General features: G+C 47.6%; 1 pseudogene. It reads left to right on the forward strand.

Annotated features, from left to right (window positions below):
* Window positions 1–208 (forward strand): annotated as a pseudogene (locus FLACHUCJ7_RS00070) (hypothetical protein); the annotation flags it as partial.

Raw genomic sequence — 208 nt, forward strand, 5'->3', positions numbered from 1 at the left:
CGATACAGTGGTAAGTTTAGGCTTTACAGGAACGGCTTCAGCAGGAGATTATACAGCAAGCAATACTACCATTACGATTCCTGCAGGCCAGTTGACCGGAACGATCACCATTGATCCGGCCGATGATACCCTGTACGAAGGAAATGAAACCGTAATCATCGATATCACGAATGTTACAGGAGCTACGGCAGGCAGTACAACTCAGGCA

The organism is Flavobacterium salmonis, assembly GCF_903819435.1.
In the GTDB taxonomy this organism is placed as follows: Bacteria; Bacteroidota; Bacteroidia; order Flavobacteriales; family Flavobacteriaceae; genus Flavobacterium; species Flavobacterium chungangense.